The organism is Pantoea sp. EKM20T (assembly GCF_011800485.1).
GTDB lineage: Bacteria > Pseudomonadota > Gammaproteobacteria > Enterobacterales > Enterobacteriaceae > Pantoea > Pantoea agglomerans.
In genome coordinates this window covers 1-550 of sequence record NZ_JAALFW010000040.1, presented here as the reverse complement: position 1 = coordinate 550, position 550 = coordinate 1, and the positions used below count along the sequence as shown (strand labels likewise).

General features: G+C 52.0%; 1 rRNA gene. It reads left to right on the top strand.

Annotated features, from left to right (window positions below):
• Window positions 1–95: 95 nt before the first annotated feature.
• A 16S ribosomal RNA gene (locus tag HFD94_RS22790) occupies window positions 96–550 on the top strand; the annotation flags it as partial.

The following is a 550-nucleotide window of genomic DNA, read 5'->3' as shown; positions in this document are numbered from 1 at the left end:
AAAAAATATCAAGCCTCACGAGTGAACACATAATGAAATTCATTATGACGTTTTACAGATGAGCACCGCTTAACTTGTTTAAGCAAATCAAACTTAAATTGAAGAGTTTGATCATGGCTCAGATTGAACGCTGGCGGCAGGCCTAACACATGCAAGTCGGACGGTAGCACAGAGAGCTTGCTCTTGGGTGACGAGTGGCGGACGGGTGAGTAATGTCTGGGGATCTGCCCGATAGAGGGGGATAACCACTGGAAACGGTGGCTAATACCGCATAACGTCGCAAGACCAAAGAGGGGGACCTTCGGGCCTCTCACTATCGGATGAACCCAGATGGGATTAGCTAGTAGGCGGGGTAATGGCCCACCTAGGCGACGATCCCTAGCTGGTCTGAGAGGATGACCAGCCACACTGGAACTGAGACACGGTCCAGACTCCTACGGGAGGCAGCAGTGGGGAATATTGCACAATGGGCGCAAGCCTGATGCAGCCATGCCGCGTGTATGAAGAAGGCCTTCGGGTTGTAAAGTACTTTCAGCGGGGAGGAAGGCGA